This is a genomic window from Streptomyces sp. O3, assembly GCF_054788135.1.
Genome location: NZ_JBTVYK010000023.1, coordinates 80,221 through 95,928, shown reverse-complemented (window position 1 = coordinate 95,928; position 15,708 = coordinate 80,221). Strand labels below are relative to the sequence as shown.

Below are 15,708 nucleotides of genomic sequence, written 5' to 3'. Positions count from 1 at the left end.
CTGGTCGACTACCGGGAGTCCGTCTTCGCCGCGATCGCCGAGGAGTTCACCGCCTACGCCGCCTCGCTCGGCGTCCCAGAGATCACCGCGATCCCGATCTCGGCGCTCGCCGGAGACAACGTCGTGGACGTCTCGGCGTACATGGACTGGTACGCGGGCCCCACCGTCCTGGAGCACCTCGAAACCCTGCACCTACGCGATGCCCCCGCCCACGGCCCGGTCCGCTTCCCGGTGCAGTACGTGATCCGCCCGCAGACCGCCGAGCACCCCGACTACCGCGGCTACGCGGGCCAGATCGCGGCCGGCGTGCTGCGCGTCGGCGACCAGGTCACGGTCCTTCCGTCCGGCCGCCGCAGCACCGTCGAGGCCATCGACGTCCTGGGGCAGCCGGTCCAGGAGGCGTTCGCACCGCAGTCGGTGACCGTGCGCCTCGCCGACGACCTGGACGTCTCTCGCGGTGACCTGATCGCCACCGCGACCGACGCGCCCGCGGCGCACCGGGACATCGAGGCGACCGCCTGCCATGTCGCCGACCAGCCGCTCTCGGTCGGCCAGCGGGTGCTCCTCAAACACGCCACCCGCACCGTCAGGGCCATCGTGAAAGACATCCCCTCACGGCTCGCCCTCGACGACCTGTCCCAGCATCCAGATCCCGGACAGCTGGTCGCCAACGACATCGGCCGCATCGTCGTCCGCACTGCCGAACCCCTCGCGGTCGACGCCTACGCGGACTCCCGGCGCACCGGCTCCTTCCTGCTCATCGACCCCTCGGACGGCACGACACTCACCGCCGCCATGGCCACCGCACCCGAAGGCGGCGGGAGGGCCGTCATAGGCTGAACGCTCGCGGGTGCGGGCCACTTGGTGCAGGAGGACGCGCCCGCGGAACTGGCGGCCACGGTGTTCGCCTTCCTCAAGGAACTCGGGCTGACGTCACCGCCGTGCGGGTGCTCCGGGGCCCGCCGGGTGCGGGTGCACCCGGCGGGCCCCGGAGCACCCGCACAGGTCACGACGCCCGGCCGATGCTACGCGCTGCCTCCCGCGCGACCTGAACCGTACGGAACCCCCGACGGTAGGCCGACGGAGAGGTCCGCATGATCTTGGCGAAGTGGTGCCGGTAGGTCACCGGCGACTCGAAGCCGACAGCTGCCGAGACCTCCTCCACCGACGCCTGCGACGTCTCCAGCAGCGGCAGACTCGCCCGTACGCGCTGCGAGATCAGCCAGCGCATCGGTGAACTCCCCGTAGTCTTCGCGAAGTGCCGCAGATAGCTGCGCTCGGACATCCGGGCCCGCTGCGCCAGCGCCGCCACCGTGACCGGCTCCGCCAGGTGCTCCAGCGCCCACACCATGCTGCGCGACACCCCGTCGTCCTCCTCGGGCGCCGCCACCGGCGCCTCGATGTACTGCGCCTGGCCGCCGTCCCGGTGCGGCTGGATCACCAGACGGCGCGCCACCGCGTTGGCCGACTCCGTGCCGAAGTCCTTGCGCACCAGATGCAGAAACAGATCCATGCTGGCGGCGCTGCCCGCCCCCGTCAGCACGTCCCCGTTGTCGACGTACAGCGGACTGGGATCCACCGCGACCTCGGGATGGCGGCTGCGCAGCAGACCCGCCCAGCGCCAGTGCGTGGTGGCCCGGCGCCCGTCGAGCAGTCCGGCCGCCGCCAGGGTGAAGGCGCCCGTGCAGGTGGAGACGATGCGCACCCCGGCCCGGTGCGCCGCCCGCAGCGCCTCGATGAGCGCGTCGGAGGGCGGCGCGTCCAGGTCGGTGCTGCTGGGCACGATGACCGTGTGCGCCGTCCGCAGCTGCCGCAGCCCGTATCGCGTGGTCAGCACGGCGCCTCCCGCGAGGGGCACCGTCGACGGCTGCTCCGCGCAGAGCCGCAGGTCGTAGCGCACGGGCGTGAGATCGCTCAGATACGGGCCGAAGACCGCCGTGGCCATGCCGACCTCGAACGACGAGGTCCTGTCGGTCACCAGCACGGCGACGCGGTACGGAGGCTGCTCCTGCCGCTGACTCATCCCTCGCTCCTCTTCTTTCAGGCCCTGGGAACCCATCGGCACTCTATGGCGGAATCTTAGCGAAGAGTGTCATCACCGCCACTATTTCGGCAGGGCTTCCTGCGCCATTCTGAAGACACGGAAACGCGGACACGGACACGACGTGAGACCGCAGGGACGAGAAAGGCAGGGACGGACATGCGTGCACTGAAGCGCTTCTTCCGCGAGGTGTTCTACGGCATCGACGCGGCCCACGCGATCCGCCACGGAATGGAGCCGGGCCCGCGCCCCGCCCACCGGAACGGCTGACGCGGCACGGGCGCGCAGGGCAGCGGTGGTGGCCCGGCCTCCCGACCCCCAGAAACGACGAAATCCCGCCCGATCGAAGTGATCGGGCGGGATTTCGTCAACCGTCTACGAGCTGACCCGTGAACAGCCCTATGCGCCACGGCTCAGGAGTCGGCCCGCACCACGTCCTCCAGGTCGGCGCCGGTGTAGTCCCGGCCCGCCGCGCGGCCGGTGAAGAACTCCACCCGCAGCATCTCGGGGTCGCTCGGCCCGGTGGGCTTGGCGCAGTCCGCCCGGTACGCGTCGAGCAGCGCCTGCGCCTCGGCGGTGGCCTCGGTGAACCGCCCGGCCGGGTCGGCGCCGTCGGCCAGCACGTCGTGCATGGCGCGCGTCATGACGTCCTGCACGGCCGCGAAGTTGCCGAACAGCGCCCCGTGCGCGGGCGGTGTGCCGGCAGGCTGGCCCTTCGCCCGCTTCGGGTACGAGCTGAGCTGGTCGGACGCCACCCGGTGGTGCGGGTGGGCGTCGAACCAGCCCTCGTCCTCCAGCATCCGGTGAGCGGTGTGCGTGAGCGGGACGAAGCTGCTCTCCTTGTGCCGCTGGACGACGTTGCGCGGGTTGTTCAGGAACTGCAGGAAGGCGAGCGCGCCGTCCTGGGTGACCTCGTCGAGCCCGTCAGCCAGCCACAGGGAGCTGCCCGCGATGCAGTTGCCCGCGAACGGAACCTGGTCGTTGTGCGGGAAGCGGCCGGCCTTCATGGTGAAGCCGCCCTTCTCCGCCGCCTGGAACATGAAGTTGACGTCGTTGGAGGAGGAGATACGGAACGCCACGTCCTTCTCGGCGTAGGCCCGCAGGGTGCCCGCCCAGTCCGGGATGGAGCCGGTGTAGAGGTAGTGGCCGTCCGCGTGCAGCCGGCGCCACCACTCGACCCAGGCGAGGATCTCCTTGGACGCGAGATCGATCGTCGTGGCCCGCCCCGACCGGCCGTCGTCCTGGTCGACGAGCTGGCCGCCCTGGCTGGCGACCGCCTGCTGGAAGAACAGGCCGTGGTTGGACCAGGTGATGGCGTGCTCGGGCCCGCCCTGGTGCGCGGTGACCTTCGCGCAGGCGGCCTCGACCTCGTCCCAGGTCTCCGGCATCTCGGTGACGCCGGCCGCCTCCAGCAGCTCCGCGTTCCCGTACAGCAGCATCGTGGTGGCGACGTACGGCATCGAGGCCAGCGTCCCGTCGACCGTGTAGTAGTCGCGGTAGGCGGAGAGGATGTCGTCGGTGACGACGGGCTCGCCGAGGATCTCGGTGCGGCCCGCGATGGCCTTCTCCACCGAGGTGAACACCGGCGCGCCCTCGCGGGTGCGGGCGTCGCGCGCCGCCTCGCCGACGTAGAAGTAGTACTCGGCGAGCGCCGGGGTGCGTCCCTGGGCGATGACCTCGGCCGCCTTGTGCGGGAAGGACCAGAAGTCGTACTGCTCGATGTTGACGCGGTACTCCGGGTGGGCCTTCTCGAACTCCTCGCCCAGCTTGAGCCACCGCTCGTATATCCCCCGGAAGGTGAAGTCGGGGACCCAGACGTCGATGGTGGTGCGCTGCTTCATGCCATCTCCCTCACGCTTCTCCTCGGCGCCGCCTTGCGCGCCGCCACGATCACGTAGCCGATCTGGTCCTTCCGCGGCGCGAAGAAGCCGCGGTGCAGCCGCGAGAACTCCGCCAGCTCGCTCTCGCCGAACTTGTCGGCGATCTCCTCCCGTTGCCGCAGGGCGACTTCGAGGTACTTCGACTTCATCCCGAACACCCGCGGGCCGCACTGCGTGTACTCCTCGACGTCGAAGCCGGCGCGGCGCACGTGCGCGAGCCACTCCGGCAGAGTCGGCAGCACGGGCAGCTTCAGCGTCGTCATGAACGTCGCGAGCCGCTCGGGTGCGGCGTCCGACTCCAGACTGAAGTCCGAGAACGAGATCCGCCCGCCCGGTCTGAGCACCCGGTGCAACTCCTTGAGGACCGTGTCCAGTTCGGGGGCGTTCTGGAGCGACTCCAGGGCCAGTACGGCGTCGAACGAACCGTCTGGGAACGGCAGTTCCATGTAGTCGCCGTACTGGAAGCCCACCCGGTCGCCCACCCCGGCGTCGGCGGCCCGGCCGGTCGCCGTCTCGATCTCGAACTCGCTCACCGTGACGCCGGTGACCCGCGCCCCGTACTGCCGCGCGAGGTACACCGCGGTCTCGCCGGGTCCGCATCCGGCGTCCAGCACCCGCTCACCGGGGCGCAGACCGAGGGTTTCGGTGACCTTGCGGGTGGTGCGGTGCACGGCCTCGGGCAACGACGCGTCGTCCTCGCGGTCATACCAGTACCACATGTGCAGTTGGCCGTCGCGCAGCTCGCCGCCGATGGGCGAGCGCTCGTCGTAGTGCCTGCCAATGCCCGCCGGGTCGGCCAGTACGTCATCCATGGCCCCAGGGTCGGCCCGCCGCCGCTCCCGGCACATCTCCGCGCGTGCTGTGCTAGGCGGCGACGGGGGCGGGGGCGACCGGGGGCCAGTCCTCGTCGGGCCCGACCGCGACGACGGCCGGGGCGGCGGCCAGTGGGGAGGTACCTGGGGTGGTGCGCGTGGCCGTACGCATGATGTCTCCTCTGCGGCGTGGATCGGTAGGGCACCAGGTGGAGCCGCGGCCAGTTGCCTCGTCCTGCGAAGCTAGCGAAGCCCGCCGACGCTTGGCAAAGCTTTGCCATACTTAGGCAACTTGCTTCCCCGCGTCGAGGGCGACCTGCGCCGAAGTGCCGCCTCGCCACGCGACCACGCCCCTCTCGACGGGGGCTCACGAGGGAATTCCCTGAGGTGAAAAGCCTCCATGTAACGGTCCAGCCTCGAAGACCACTCTGACGCTCCCTCAGGGCACGCCTGTGATGCACTTGGGGCACGCGAGTCCGCCTCATGTACGGGGGAATGATGACGCGTTCGACTACATGCCCCTCATGCGGCGGGGGCGCGACGTATGGCTCCGCGTTCTGCGGCACCTGCGGTACGGCCATGGCGACCGGCGGACCAGCCGCAACGCCGCCGCCGTCACCCGGCCCAGCTCCTCCGGCATCACACCTGGCGAGGCGACCGACATTCGCGAGTCCCACCGCAAACGCCCCCGCGAGCGGTGCCCCCGCCGCCCCGAGGCCGCCTGGGGGATCCACTTTCAGCCCCGCCAGCGGGAATCGCCCCGCCACCACGCAGTCCAAGGGGGCGACCTTCGCGCCGAGCACTGTCCGCCGCGCCACCACCGTGCCGCGCTGGGGCGGTGGCCGGGATCTGACCCGGTACCTGTGCGCTGCCGTGTATCTCGATCGCGACTACGCCAAGTCGCTCATCAAGGAGATCGCCGCCGAGCCCCATCTGGGTGTGGCGACGGCCCCGGCATGCGACATACCCGTCATCCTCCGGCACGCCTACCTGGCCAACTCCCGCCGCCACAGCCGAGATCTACTGCTCGCCGCACTGTTCCTGCTGCTCATCTTCACCTTCTCAGCCGGCAACTCGTCCATCACCCTGCTGATACTGCTCCTCGCCTGGGTGACGGCGTTCTCCTTCGAGCTCTCGACGAAGTACGGACGTCACCTGCAGAGTCTCCATCCAGATAAGTTCGACCCCGCAGCAGCGCCCCCGCCGCCCAGCCCCCAGATCCGTGATCGCCTGCAGCAGATCGGCCGGTACGCCAACGGGAACGTCACGACATACAGCGGCTATTCACCGTTCATCGGGTACGGAAACGAACTCGAATCGTGGTCCTTGTCGTTCGACGTCACGACTTCGAGCGGGGCGGGAGTGAAGGCGCAGGATTTTGACGTGACGGAGCTCTACGCCCATATATCCCAGCGAGTCAGCGCACTGTCGTTGCCTTGCCTGGAAATCGAAGAACGTGTCTTCGTGGATGGTACGACCATTCTGGATGACAAGCGATTCCTTCCGAATCCGCTCGGCCGACCCGTCGACTCGATTTCGACGGACCGGATGGACGACCTGAAGCGGGCGCCCGAAGAGGGGGCCCGCCCCTATCTTGTCGTGCATTCCAGCGGCTGGGGCGGCGAGTTGGTCACCTCACTCTTCCTCCGCTTCTTTCGTTCGGACTCCAACCTTTCCGTGGAGGCCGTCCAGACAGTGCTGTGTCCGCTGCTCGACCGCTACCGGATGGTCGACACGCTCATGCCCCGCCCTCCGATACGTGACGTCCTGGGGCTGTTCGTGCAGACACTGGCCAGTACCCTGTTCGTGCTGGCGGCCTCGCCCGTACGCGCGGTCAGGGGATTCTTCCCCGACTATGGTCTGTTCTGGCGCCTGCGCCGACAGCACGAACTCATCAACCAGGTACGCAGGTTCGATTACGGGGCACGGCAAAGCGTGCGCCAGCGGGCGGCGGACGGAAAACACCACCGCTTCTTCCAGAAGGCCGACAGCGGAATGGCCCTGAAGACTGTAGAGAAGCGGGTACTGGACGCGCTCGTGGAATTCGCTGTGGCGCGTGACATCGACGTGAGCGAACTGATTCAGCGCCAGGAGGTCATCATCAACAATGGCATCATTGCGACCCATGGAGCAAAGGTGGAATCCAGCTCGGTCGCCACCGGCGAGAAATCTCGGATCTCAATGAATATCCTCAACAAGATCCCCTGGTGAAACTGGACGGACGACGGAACGGAATGAGGGAGAGCACATGCCGAGCAACTACGGGATCACCGCGTCAGGTGGCTCACACGTCGCGGGCAACGCTGTCGCCAGCGGCCAGAACGCGAAGGCCGAGGTGCACTACAGCGAGTCGGACCACAGTAGTGGCGGCAGTCAACTGTCGCCCGAGGAAATCGGCGATCTGCTCGCCCGGCTGATCGAGGAACTCGGCCGGTCCGATCACCCTGACCGCAGCGACCTGATCGAGGCCGCGGAGGATGCGCGCGAAGAGGTCACCGCTGAGGCGCCGCGCAAGGGCAAGCTGAAACTGTTCGCCAGGGGCCTCATGGAGGCGGTACCGGGCTTCGCGGCTCTGGCATCGCTGGCGGCGACGATCGACGAGGCGATCCGCGGGTTGTAGGGGGCAACGACACGGGAACAAGAAATCCGCACAGTCCGGCGACAGCCCGGCCGTTCATCGGTCAGGAGTTCCAGGCCGAGCGCCTCCCAGCCAAGGTGCGCTGGCCCGCACGCCAGGCCGGTCAGTCACCCCGGTAGATCGTGGTGCACAGCAGGGTCTGGCCGCCGTCCACCACCCAAGCCCAGTATCGCGTCCGATCCCCCTGCACGCGCCTGCAGAGGCTGGCGTCGGTGCCTTTACTCGTGTTGTAGACACCAGTGATGTGCATGATCTGGTTGTACGGGGCGGGCACCTTCTGGTTCCGGTCGCAGTCCACTCTGGTCAGCGAGCCCAGCGAGATCAAGTCGGCCGACTGCTCGCCGAGCATGCAATAGTTGACGTGGTAGATGCGGGTGAGGCAGAGCTTCCTGGTGTCGCCGCCGGTACTGACGGATGTGTAGCTCCAAGAGGACTTCCCGGTCTCGATGGGACAGCTGCTCGCATTGGTCCGGCTGACCTGCACGAGGGCCCGGACACTGCCGCAGGACACCGGGGCTGGCGGCACCTCGGTGCTCCAACTGACGACGTCTTCGCCTCCGTAGCCGGTGTCGTACACCGGGAGGCAGTCGCCGGGCGAGACCCGCTTGAAGGCCCGCTCGGTGGCATCCGGGGTGGGCGTCGGGCTCTGGGGCAGGGAATCTTCCTCCTCGGTGGGCTCCTCCTCGGTGGGCTCCTCCTCGGTGGGCTCGTCGTCCCTGTAGTCGTCGTCAGGCTCGTCCCTGTAGTCGTCGTCCGGATCGTCGTCCGTCGGTTCGTCGGTGGTCTCGTCGGGCGTCCATTCGGTATCGGTCGCCGTGGGGGAGGATCGGGACACGGTGTCGCCGGACGCGGTGTCGGACGAGTTGCCGTCGGGCCAGAGCGCGGCCACAAGGAGTAGGGCCACGATGGCGGCGGCGACTAGGACCCCGGTCGTGGTCGACTGCTGTCCTGGGGCGGTGCGCTGTGCCGGAGCGGCGTTGCTCATGGGGCTTCGCGTACCGGCACTGCCGCCCGATGCCGCTGTCGTGTGCGCCGGTCGGGGTCGGGCCGCCGTGATGCGGGTGGTGGAGGCCGTATGACTAGCCGTTCTGAGCTGCTCGGCCCACACCGTCGGCGAGGGCCTGCGGGATGGGTCCGTGTCGAGGCTGGCGCTGGCCAGACCCTCCAGTGCCACGCCGAATGTGCCCAGAACGGCGGGGTCGCGGACGCTCTGATCGCGGCCCATGAGCCGGATGGCGAGGAGCGCGAGCTTGTACACATCGCTCGCGCCGGTCGCCCGCTCCTCGCCCACCGGGATCTCCCAGTCGGGTGTCTCCGCTTGGGGCAGCGCGGTGGCACCCGCCAGCCGCATGGCGTCACAGTCGAGCAGGAAGCACTCAGGCCGTGGCGTGGTGGTGAACAGGAGGTTCTTCGGGGAGAGATCGCCGACCGTGACGCCGATCCGGTGCAGTCGGGAGAGCGTACTCGCTATGTCGGCAAGGAGAACGAGCCGTTCGCTGTCGCTGATCGACAGGCCGACACCGGCGACGTAGGAGTCTTCGTTGAGCAGGTACTCCAGATTTGCGAGGCGCTTGGTTCCCGTCGACGCCCCGGCCAGACTTTGGAAGGTGAACCGGAAGCGGTCGGGCACCGCGCGCATGAGGAACCCGCGGATGCTGCCCTGGCTCTCGACCACAGCCGCCGGCCAGGCGGTCTTCTCACACAGCCACCGGCCGTCGACGGCGCTCAGGGTGCCGGGCAGAGCTACGCTGGACGCCAGTACGTCCGCGTCGAGTAGGGACAGCACGGCTGTGCTGTACTCCTTGTAGGCCACCTCCCAGCCGCCGCCGTCGGCCTCGTTGATCTTCTTGTTGGTGACCTGGTACACCGTGCCCTGACCTCCTCGGCCGAGCTGGCTGCCCCGGTTGAGCGAGTCGTACGAGACCCGCCGTATATTGCCCGCCGTCATGACGGACCGGACGCGTCTCGGGGCCAGACCGCCAGCAGCGACCGGTCGTCGTCGAAGGTCTCCCTGGAGAAGTCGAGTAGGTGTGCAAACCACAACGGTGTCGGCGGCACGCCGAGTTGACCGGCGAACAGGGCACCGACCTGGCCATCGCCGTCGCCGAGCGGGTCTCCGAAGCCGTCCGTACCGACGAGCAATACCTGATCGAGCGGAAGGCTCGTGCCGGTGGCTTCGAGACGCTCGGGTACGTGGGGCAGCGGTGCCACCTCGTTGGACACCAGGACCTCGTCCGAGGCTGTCTTGAGACCGAACAATGGCCGGTATCGGCGGGTTGTCAGGTCCAGTGACCAGGCCCCCGAGTCCCCGATCCGGCAGAGCTCGACCACATTTCCGGCGGGGTGGGGGCGTACGACACCAGCCACCAGCGTGGTGGCATACAGGGCGGCCACCTCACCCACCTCGGGAATCCGACCGCTCAGCCGCCACCGCGCCAGCTGCCCCAGTCGTTGAGCGGCATGCTGAGCCACATCCTGGAAGTCCAGCTGCTCTTGCCCCTTGGTCAGCAGGTGGAGCATCCGCTCCAGGGCCGCGCGGCACGCCTCGACGGCCCCGAGCTCGGCGTTCACGGCGCTGGACACACCGTCGGCGACGGCGAACACGACGCTGCCGGTGGCCTCGTGCGCCGCCGCTCGAGCGGCGTCCTGGCGCGGCTGTCGGTAGTAGCGGTGCTTGGCCCCGCGCACCGAGGCGAACCGCAGCGTGAGCGCCGACGTCGACCAGCCGTCGCACTCGCTGTCCGGAAAGTCGAACGCGTACTGGTCCGGCGGCCCGGCCTCGAACTCAGGCCCTGGCGTCCCCACGGTGACCGGCCGCCAGGGCTCGGCTTCGGGCGGGTCGGGGGTGAGCGGTGTCGTCGGGGAGGTATCCCCGTGCAGTGGACTCACGGTCAGACCTCGTCGATCGCCATGGTGAACTGATCGGGCCGGTTGACCACGAGTTGCGGATTGTCCGAGTTCAGCGCATGGCTTGAGGCCACCAGGCTCGCTGTGAGGGCGTGAAAGAACTCGGAGATCGCCCGGCCGAGGTCGGTTCCCTCCTTAGCCACGAAGGCGAACTCCTGCCGGGTCGCCACCTCGACCATGGTCGCGGCCTGGGCGTCACCGATGCCGCAGGCGATGATGTTCGGGGCAGTCGGCGTCCGTGCCTTGTCGGTCAGCTGAGCGTGCGGATTACGCCATACCTGGCCATCCGTGGGCTGTCCGTCACTGAGGAAGAACACCACGGGACGGTGCACCTTGTACCCCTGGCCACGCAGCCACTGCACATCGGTCGGGATGCGGCTGAGCAGGTCGTCAAAAGCCGCCCCGTAGTTGGTTATACCCCGGATGGTCAACTGGGGCAGAGTAGTCTCGGTACGCATATCGGCCACCGCAAGACGGACCTCCACATCGTCCGAGAATCCGAGGACAGCCAGGCGCAGCTTCGCCGCCACCATCGGCTCGGCCCGCAGGCCTTCACACAACGAGATGAGCCCATCCGAGAGTTCGTCCCGATACGGCCCCATCGAAGCCGATTCATCTGCCAGCACATAGGCCGGCAGCAACACACCCTTCGTATCCGCCATGTCAGCTCATCTCCCCGTTTCGCTCCGTGCCTTAAGCGGCGTGTCGTGCCCCGAGTGGCTTCACCGCGTCTCAAATGGCTGAAACCCGCCTATACCCCTGGGGATGTTCATCCTGGTGGCGTATTTTCGCAAAGTGCAGGGGCTGGCGAAAGCGGTTCGGGGGATTCACTGTGGGCGCACATTACGGGAAGCACAGATCCAGCAAGCCGGAATTGCCCCTTTGGCGGAACACTCCGCGCGCTGTGCCTCCGCCGTTGGGACGCCCACCCGAGTCGCCGACTCCGTCCCGCAGAGGTAAGGCTGCGGCACAGGCACCCATCAGACGTACACAACGGACGCGCCGTTCGCCGTCCCGGCAAACGGCATCGGCACGATCCCCGCAACCTCCGTCCACGGCTCCACCGGCACCGCCTCCGCCGCCACCGGAGCGGTTGCCCGACCGCGGTCGTCAGCCGTACTCATGGGGAGCTCTATTCCTCCTCGGCGGTGCGACCGTCCTCGCACTCGCCCTGCTGACCGGTCGCTTGGTCCTCTTCGGCAGCGGGTCCGAGCCGGAGCCCGGACCCGATCCCAGGCCCCCCGGTGCGCAGACCGAAGACAACCGTGAGCCGTTCGAGCGCGCAGTAGCGGAGCTGGAAAAGGCGGCCGGAATCCGGTACACGACGCTGTCCGGAATGGCCAGCCAGGAAATCACTGTCACCGAGTTCGGCACGAAGTTCGGCAGCGTGGCGTACGGCGACGGCGAGTACGAGGAGGAGCAGAGGCTCAACGTACTGCACATCGGTGACGACACTTCTACGTGGGGGAACGCCGCCCCGCAGCACTCGCCGGGACCAACGCAACACTCCACGGGGCCGAAGCAGCCCTTCCAGGGTGCGCATCGCGCCCTGGACCAGGTACTCGACCAGTACCTGCCCCCGAGGGCCCTCGCCCCTCATCTCAGCAGCGCGCTCAGGAGTTTGGACAGGCTGCCGGACTCCAATGACCCGCTCATCGTGGACGAGGGCAAGGCACTGCGCACCGACACCATGGCAGGCCGTCTGGTAGTCACCAGGCAGGCACCCTACCGGGTGCTGCGCCTGGAACCATACGAAGATCCCTACAAGGTGGCCAAGGGGCCCCTCTCCCTGGGGGATTCGCCAGGCATAAAGCTCACCCCGATCGCCGAGGAGCGGGCCGACGCAATGTACAGCCACATGGAAAAGTATGCCCATGGCTTCGACCGTGTGGCGAAAGAGAGCGTCGTGTTCGTCGGGGACGGCGCCGCAGAGGTGGACTGCGGTGTCGACAGCTGCTCCGTCACACAGACGTTCATCAGAGACACGGCCGTGGGGGCCGACTCCCGCATTACCAACGGCATCGTCACCGCCATCCTGACAGCGACCGTACTCTTCGACGGCGAGGCCGCCGAAGAGTGCACCAGCGATCCGTACACCGTACAGCTGACCGACGGTACCGCGAGCGTCAGCCTGTCCTGCGACATCCCGGACTCTGAGCTGGTGTCGGCCGGGGCTCGCGCCGGGTCCACGGTGTCGGTCAGCGCGCTGCAACTCATCGAGCAGGTGCGCCTGGAACGCCGTAACAGGGCGGAGCACGCACTGGGCGGGACGGCGGCCTTCAACGAGCGGATGTGACCAGCTCTTTCATATAGTCCTGGAGCAGAAGGCCGTTGCGCGAGTCCCGCCGGGGCGGCCCTTCGGGCAGCCAGCCGCGGCGTCGGTAGAGCCCGGCCGCGCGGTCGTTTCCGGCGACGACGGCGAGGCCCAGCCTGTCGAACCCGGCTTCGGCCAGCGCCGCCGTGATCCCGCACAGCAACGCCCCACCCAGTCCGCGCCCCCACGACGACGGCTCGACCGCCATAAAGGACACATGCGCCCGACCAGCGACGGCCGGCCCCCTGCCGCCATCGCCGCGTGACGGCTCCCCCAGAACCATGCCCACCATGCGCTGCTCGCCATCCCCCGCCAGCCGTGCGCACAGAAAGACCGCGCCATCCCCGCCGATCCGGGCACGCAGCAGGGAGACGAGCTCCGGATCAGGAGTCTCCGGCGCAGAACGGCCCTCCCGCAAGGCGTTGGCGCTCTCCCACAGACGAGCGGCCTTCTCAACTACTCGCACCGACGAACGCTCCAGAACGTACCCCGGAACGGCCGGAACGGGCGGTGTCGACTCCAAGGACACACGCGCCTCCCCTGGTGCGGTGTTCTCGCGGCGATGTCGCAGTGCAGTCATGGGGCGGGCTAGGCACTGGCGAGGCGGAGGGGCCGCATCATGGAGGCGAAGACGGGTGAGTCGGGGAAGGGCTGCTGCTCGCCGATCTTCTCGTACCCCCACCGTTCGTAGACGGCCTGGACCTTGCCGTCACCGGCCTTCGGGTTGACGAGGAGTGTCACACGCTCCTCGGTGCGACCCTTCAGAAGGTCTTCGTGGATGCGGTGGGCAAGTCCCGTTCCACGCCAGGCACGGCGTACGACGATCTCGTTGAGCGCGAGGGTACGGCCGCCGTTCTCGTCCGTGTAGCCGTCGGGCAGCGGGGTGCTCATCGCGTTCCACCAGCGAGTGTTGGGGCCGAGCGGAACGCAGTAGGCGAAACCCACCGCCTGCTCGTCCACATAGGCGACGACCGTTTCCCAGCCCGAGGCCGCGCTGTGTGAGGTGAGCCGTTGGTTGAACCGCTCAGCACTGTAGAAGTCACCGACGAGCCCGAAGTCCCGCTGTCGTACCTCGACATGGATATCGACGATGGTCTGCCGGGTTTCCTCGGCGTCGCGGTAGTGACGCATTTCAACGGTCACGCGAGCGTGCCTTTCTCTCGGACGGATTCGACCCATGCTCGAGTCGATGAGTTGTTCGGAGCAAGAATGCTTAGACGCATGGTGAAGCCTCTCAGTAGGCGTCCGGTGCGTCCGTGCCGGGCATCCGGAGGAATCTCCTCAGCCGAGGCGACGGCCGATTCCAGAGCGCCCTGTTCGGCTTGGGCTCGGGCCAGGTGCGCCAGGGCAAGCGAGCGGTTGCGGGCCAGGTCGGGGCGGAGCAGGGCAAGGTTGCGGTGAGCGTGGGCTTCGGCGTCCGCCCATCCACCGAGCGCGGAATGCGCGATCAGCGCAAGGAGTTCGAGTTCGGCCTGATCGTAGAACCGCATCCACGGCGGGCGAGGGCCGGTCAGGTCGGCGCGGGTGAGGGCGTCGTGGGCGTGGTCGATGCTACGGCGTACGGCTTTGTGGTCGTCGAGGTCACCATGGTGGACGGCGGCACGGGCGTGGGCGAGGGAGGCGTACAGAGGGTCCCGGCGAAAGATGCTGGTGGACCGGGCTACATCGTGGGCAGCCAGGGCGTCGGTGCGACGGCCGAGGTGCCGGTAGAGGGCTCCAGCGTGACCCCAGACACGGAACTGGACGGCAGGGTCGCCGCTGAGGCCAGCGAGAGTGACGGCCTCCTGCATGTGCCGCTGCGCGTCGTCCAAGCGGTGACCGTCGATGGCGGCCCACATGGCCGATGAGGTGAACGACGCCGCGAGGGAGTAAAGCTGTCCGCGTACCCGTGAGGTGACGGTGCCGCTCTGCTGGAGAGCGAGGGTTTGGCGGGCGAGTTGGAGGGCGCGCTGCTCGACTTTCTGTGTGCCGCCGTGCCGGTCGTCAGAGGCCACGACCTGAGCGAGCTTGCTGGTGAGTCGCTGCACGTCGCTCATACCGACCCGTGGGGGCGGGCCTTGAGTGGTTGGCGGGGTGACGGCGGCTATCGCGGTTCCTGAGGCGGCGGTAAGGAAGCGGCGGCGCTGCACAGGAAGCTCCTCCTTGGTGCTGGTCGTGCGCCGTCGGGAGGCGGTGAACCCTAAGTCGGCGGGGGTGCGCCCGGTGACGGCCTGGAGCGCGGCACGTTGGACGGCCTGGGGCCAACGAGTCTCGCCTGCACGCCATTTGAGTACGGTTCGCTCGGTGACGAGTCCATAGCGGCCGGTCAGTTCACCGATGTACTCGTTGAGAGCCTCGGCGAACTCACGGGTCTTCATCTTGTACTCGGTCATCCACTGGATCAGCGCTTCGTTGCGTTCGCGCTCCATACGTACACGGTAGAACCGTCCCCCCTCCCCTCCTCGGCAAAGGGCGGGTCAACTCGACAGGTTGGACGCAAGCAATATGCGGCGTCTTCGACATGGCCCGCACCTGCGCACTGACGGTTACTTACTGCATACACATCGAATGGAGTGATCGCCCGCCCCGCCCTGGGCGTGCTGAAGGGGAGCGTGCACGGTGCCACAGAGCAACAGACCCATCAACTCGCAGAAGACAGAACGCTTGTGCACTCTCGCACTCGGCGATCGCCACCAACCCGGCGATACGGACCAGACCGTGGATGCCCTGACCTGGACGGATATCGAACGTGACGTACGGCTCGCCCTGGTCCTCGGCGGCGGGCAGCCGACCGGCGAGACCGCCGACGCCTTACGCGGACGGCTACGCGGGTACATCGTCATCCTGGCCCCGGCTGCCGACGCCTACACCGCCGCCCTGGCCGACGGGCGGCCCAAGGACATCGCTACGGACACGGTCCGGCGCGCCCGTGCCCTGGCTGGGAGGACCGAAACCGGCCCCGACCCGGCCATGAACCTGCGGATGCTGGCGAAGGCCGTGCACTACACCGCCCTCTACGCAAGCCGCGCCCCACGAGCATAAAGACGCCCACCCCGCACCAAGACTCAGCGCCGGGCGGGCGGGAGGCCGCCGCGGCGTGTCACCCAACACACCACTGTCCCTGTTCTCACCCGACA

At 68.2% G+C, this 15,708-nt stretch carries 14 protein-coding genes; 5 read left to right on the top strand and 9 right to left on the bottom strand.

All coding sequences use genetic code 11. The annotated features are described in order from the left end of the window. Positions 1-840: elongation factor 1-alpha C-terminal domain-related protein (locus ACX6XY_RS14045; protein ID WP_460329964.1), on the top strand; the 840-nt coding region annotated here is incomplete at its 5' end. 166 nt (positions 841-1,006) lie between these two features. Here the strand turns inward: ACX6XY_RS14045 and ACX6XY_RS14040 are convergent. The 3 genes from ACX6XY_RS14040 to ACX6XY_RS14030 all read right to left on the bottom strand — a co-directional run bounded on the left by ACX6XY_RS14040 (position 1,007) and on the right by ACX6XY_RS14030 (position 4,733). After that, positions 1,007-2,023, bottom strand: a complete 1,017-nt coding sequence (locus tag ACX6XY_RS14040) for a helix-turn-helix domain-containing protein (protein ID WP_460329962.1) — start codon at positions 2,021-2,023, stop codon at positions 1,007-1,009. 431 nt (positions 2,024-2,454) lie between these two features. Next, a complete protein-coding gene (locus tag ACX6XY_RS14035; protein WP_460329960.1) occupies positions 2,455-3,882 on the bottom strand; it encodes an extracellular solute-binding protein in 1,428 nt (475 codons plus the stop codon). Further along, positions 3,879-4,733 (bottom strand): methyltransferase domain-containing protein, encoded by an 855-nt coding sequence (locus ACX6XY_RS14030; RefSeq protein ID WP_460329958.1) that lies wholly within the window; start codon positions 4,731-4,733, stop codon positions 3,879-3,881. The genes ACX6XY_RS14035 and ACX6XY_RS14030 overlap by 4 nt, the downstream gene beginning before the upstream one ends. An 873-nt stretch (positions 4,734-5,606) precedes the next feature. Between ACX6XY_RS14030 and ACX6XY_RS14025 the strand changes: the two genes are divergently transcribed. Continuing rightward, complete coding sequence (locus tag ACX6XY_RS14025; protein WP_460329956.1) at positions 5,607-6,944, top strand: zinc ribbon domain-containing protein; 1,338 nt, start codon at positions 5,607-5,609, stop codon at positions 6,942-6,944. A gap of 37 nt (positions 6,945-6,981) precedes the next feature. Beyond that, positions 6,982-7,353, top strand: a complete 372-nt coding sequence (locus ACX6XY_RS14020; protein WP_460329954.1) for a hypothetical protein — start codon at positions 6,982-6,984, stop codon at positions 7,351-7,353. 121 nt (positions 7,354-7,474) lie between these two features. Here ACX6XY_RS14020 and ACX6XY_RS14015 read toward each other — a convergent pair whose 3' ends face one another. Genes ACX6XY_RS14015 through ACX6XY_RS14005 form a run of 3 tightly spaced genes read right to left on the bottom strand, consistent with a single transcriptional unit; the run spans position 7,475 to position 10,940 of the window. Then, entirely contained in the window at positions 7,475-9,319 is a 1,845-nt protein-coding gene (locus tag ACX6XY_RS14015; protein ID WP_460329952.1) for a serine/threonine-protein kinase, read from the bottom strand. Continuing rightward, positions 9,316-10,260, bottom strand: a complete 945-nt coding sequence (locus tag ACX6XY_RS14010; RefSeq protein ID WP_460329950.1) for a protein phosphatase 2C domain-containing protein — start codon at positions 10,258-10,260, stop codon at positions 9,316-9,318. The genes ACX6XY_RS14015 and ACX6XY_RS14010 overlap by 4 nt, the downstream gene beginning before the upstream one ends. A 2-nt stretch (positions 10,261-10,262) precedes the next feature. After that, a complete protein-coding gene (locus tag ACX6XY_RS14005; protein WP_460329948.1) occupies positions 10,263-10,940 on the bottom strand; it encodes a vWA domain-containing protein in 678 nt (225 codons plus the stop codon). Positions 10,941-11,371: 431 nt separating this feature from the next. Here ACX6XY_RS14005 and ACX6XY_RS14000 point away from each other — a divergent pair, with 431 nt between their 5' ends. Further along, the gene (locus ACX6XY_RS14000; protein ID WP_460329946.1) at positions 11,372-12,574 is read left to right on the top strand and encodes a hypothetical protein; all 1,203 of its coding nucleotides are present in this window, start codon (positions 11,372-11,374) and stop codon (positions 12,572-12,574) included. Here ACX6XY_RS14000 and ACX6XY_RS13995 read toward each other — a convergent pair. Genes ACX6XY_RS13995 through ACX6XY_RS13985 form a run of 3 tightly spaced genes read right to left on the bottom strand, consistent with a single transcriptional unit; the run spans position 12,558 to position 15,000 of the window. Continuing rightward, entirely contained in the window at positions 12,558-13,121 is a 564-nt protein-coding gene (locus ACX6XY_RS13995) for a GNAT family N-acetyltransferase (RefSeq protein WP_460329944.1), read from the bottom strand. The genes ACX6XY_RS14000 and ACX6XY_RS13995 overlap by 17 nt on opposite strands. 59 nt (positions 13,122-13,180) lie before the next feature. Further along, positions 13,181-13,735, bottom strand: a complete 555-nt coding sequence (locus tag ACX6XY_RS13990) for a GNAT family N-acetyltransferase (protein ID WP_460329942.1) — start codon at positions 13,733-13,735, stop codon at positions 13,181-13,183. After that, on the bottom strand, positions 13,732-15,000 hold the full coding sequence (locus tag ACX6XY_RS13985; protein ID WP_460329940.1) for a Tat pathway signal protein: 1,269 nt from the start codon (positions 14,998-15,000) through the stop codon (positions 13,732-13,734). The genes ACX6XY_RS13990 and ACX6XY_RS13985 overlap by 4 nt, the downstream gene beginning before the upstream one ends. 289 nt (positions 15,001-15,289) lie before the next feature. Between ACX6XY_RS13985 and ACX6XY_RS13980 the strand changes: the two genes are divergently transcribed. Then, on the top strand, positions 15,290-15,613 hold the full coding sequence (locus tag ACX6XY_RS13980; RefSeq protein WP_460329938.1) for a DUF6415 family natural product biosynthesis protein: 324 nt from the start codon (positions 15,290-15,292) through the stop codon (positions 15,611-15,613). The last annotated feature ends 95 nt before the right edge of the window (positions 15,614-15,708 follow it).

Coding starts and splice junctions, on each gene's coding strand:
- ACX6XY_RS14005 (WP_460329948.1), bottom strand. CDS start 10,940: ATGGCGGATACGAAGGGTGTGTTGCTGCCGGCCTATGTGCTGGCAGAT.
- ACX6XY_RS14040 (WP_460329962.1), bottom strand. CDS start 2,023: ATGAGTCAGCGGCAGGAGCAGCCTCCGTACCGCGTCGCCGTGCTGGTG.
- ACX6XY_RS14035 (WP_460329960.1), bottom strand. CDS start 3,882: ATGAAGCAGCGCACCACCATCGACGTCTGGGTCCCCGACTTCACCTTC.
- ACX6XY_RS13985 (WP_460329940.1), bottom strand. CDS start 15,000: ATGGAGCGCGAACGCAACGAAGCGCTGATCCAGTGGATGACCGAGTAC.
- ACX6XY_RS14030 (WP_460329958.1), bottom strand. CDS start 4,733: ATGGATGACGTACTGGCCGACCCGGCGGGCATTGGCAGGCACTACGAC.
- ACX6XY_RS14015 (WP_460329952.1), bottom strand. CDS start 9,319: ATGACGGCGGGCAATATACGGCGGGTCTCGTACGACTCGCTCAACCGG.
- ACX6XY_RS14020 (WP_460329954.1), top strand. CDS start 6,982: ATGCCGAGCAACTACGGGATCACCGCGTCAGGTGGCTCACACGTCGCG.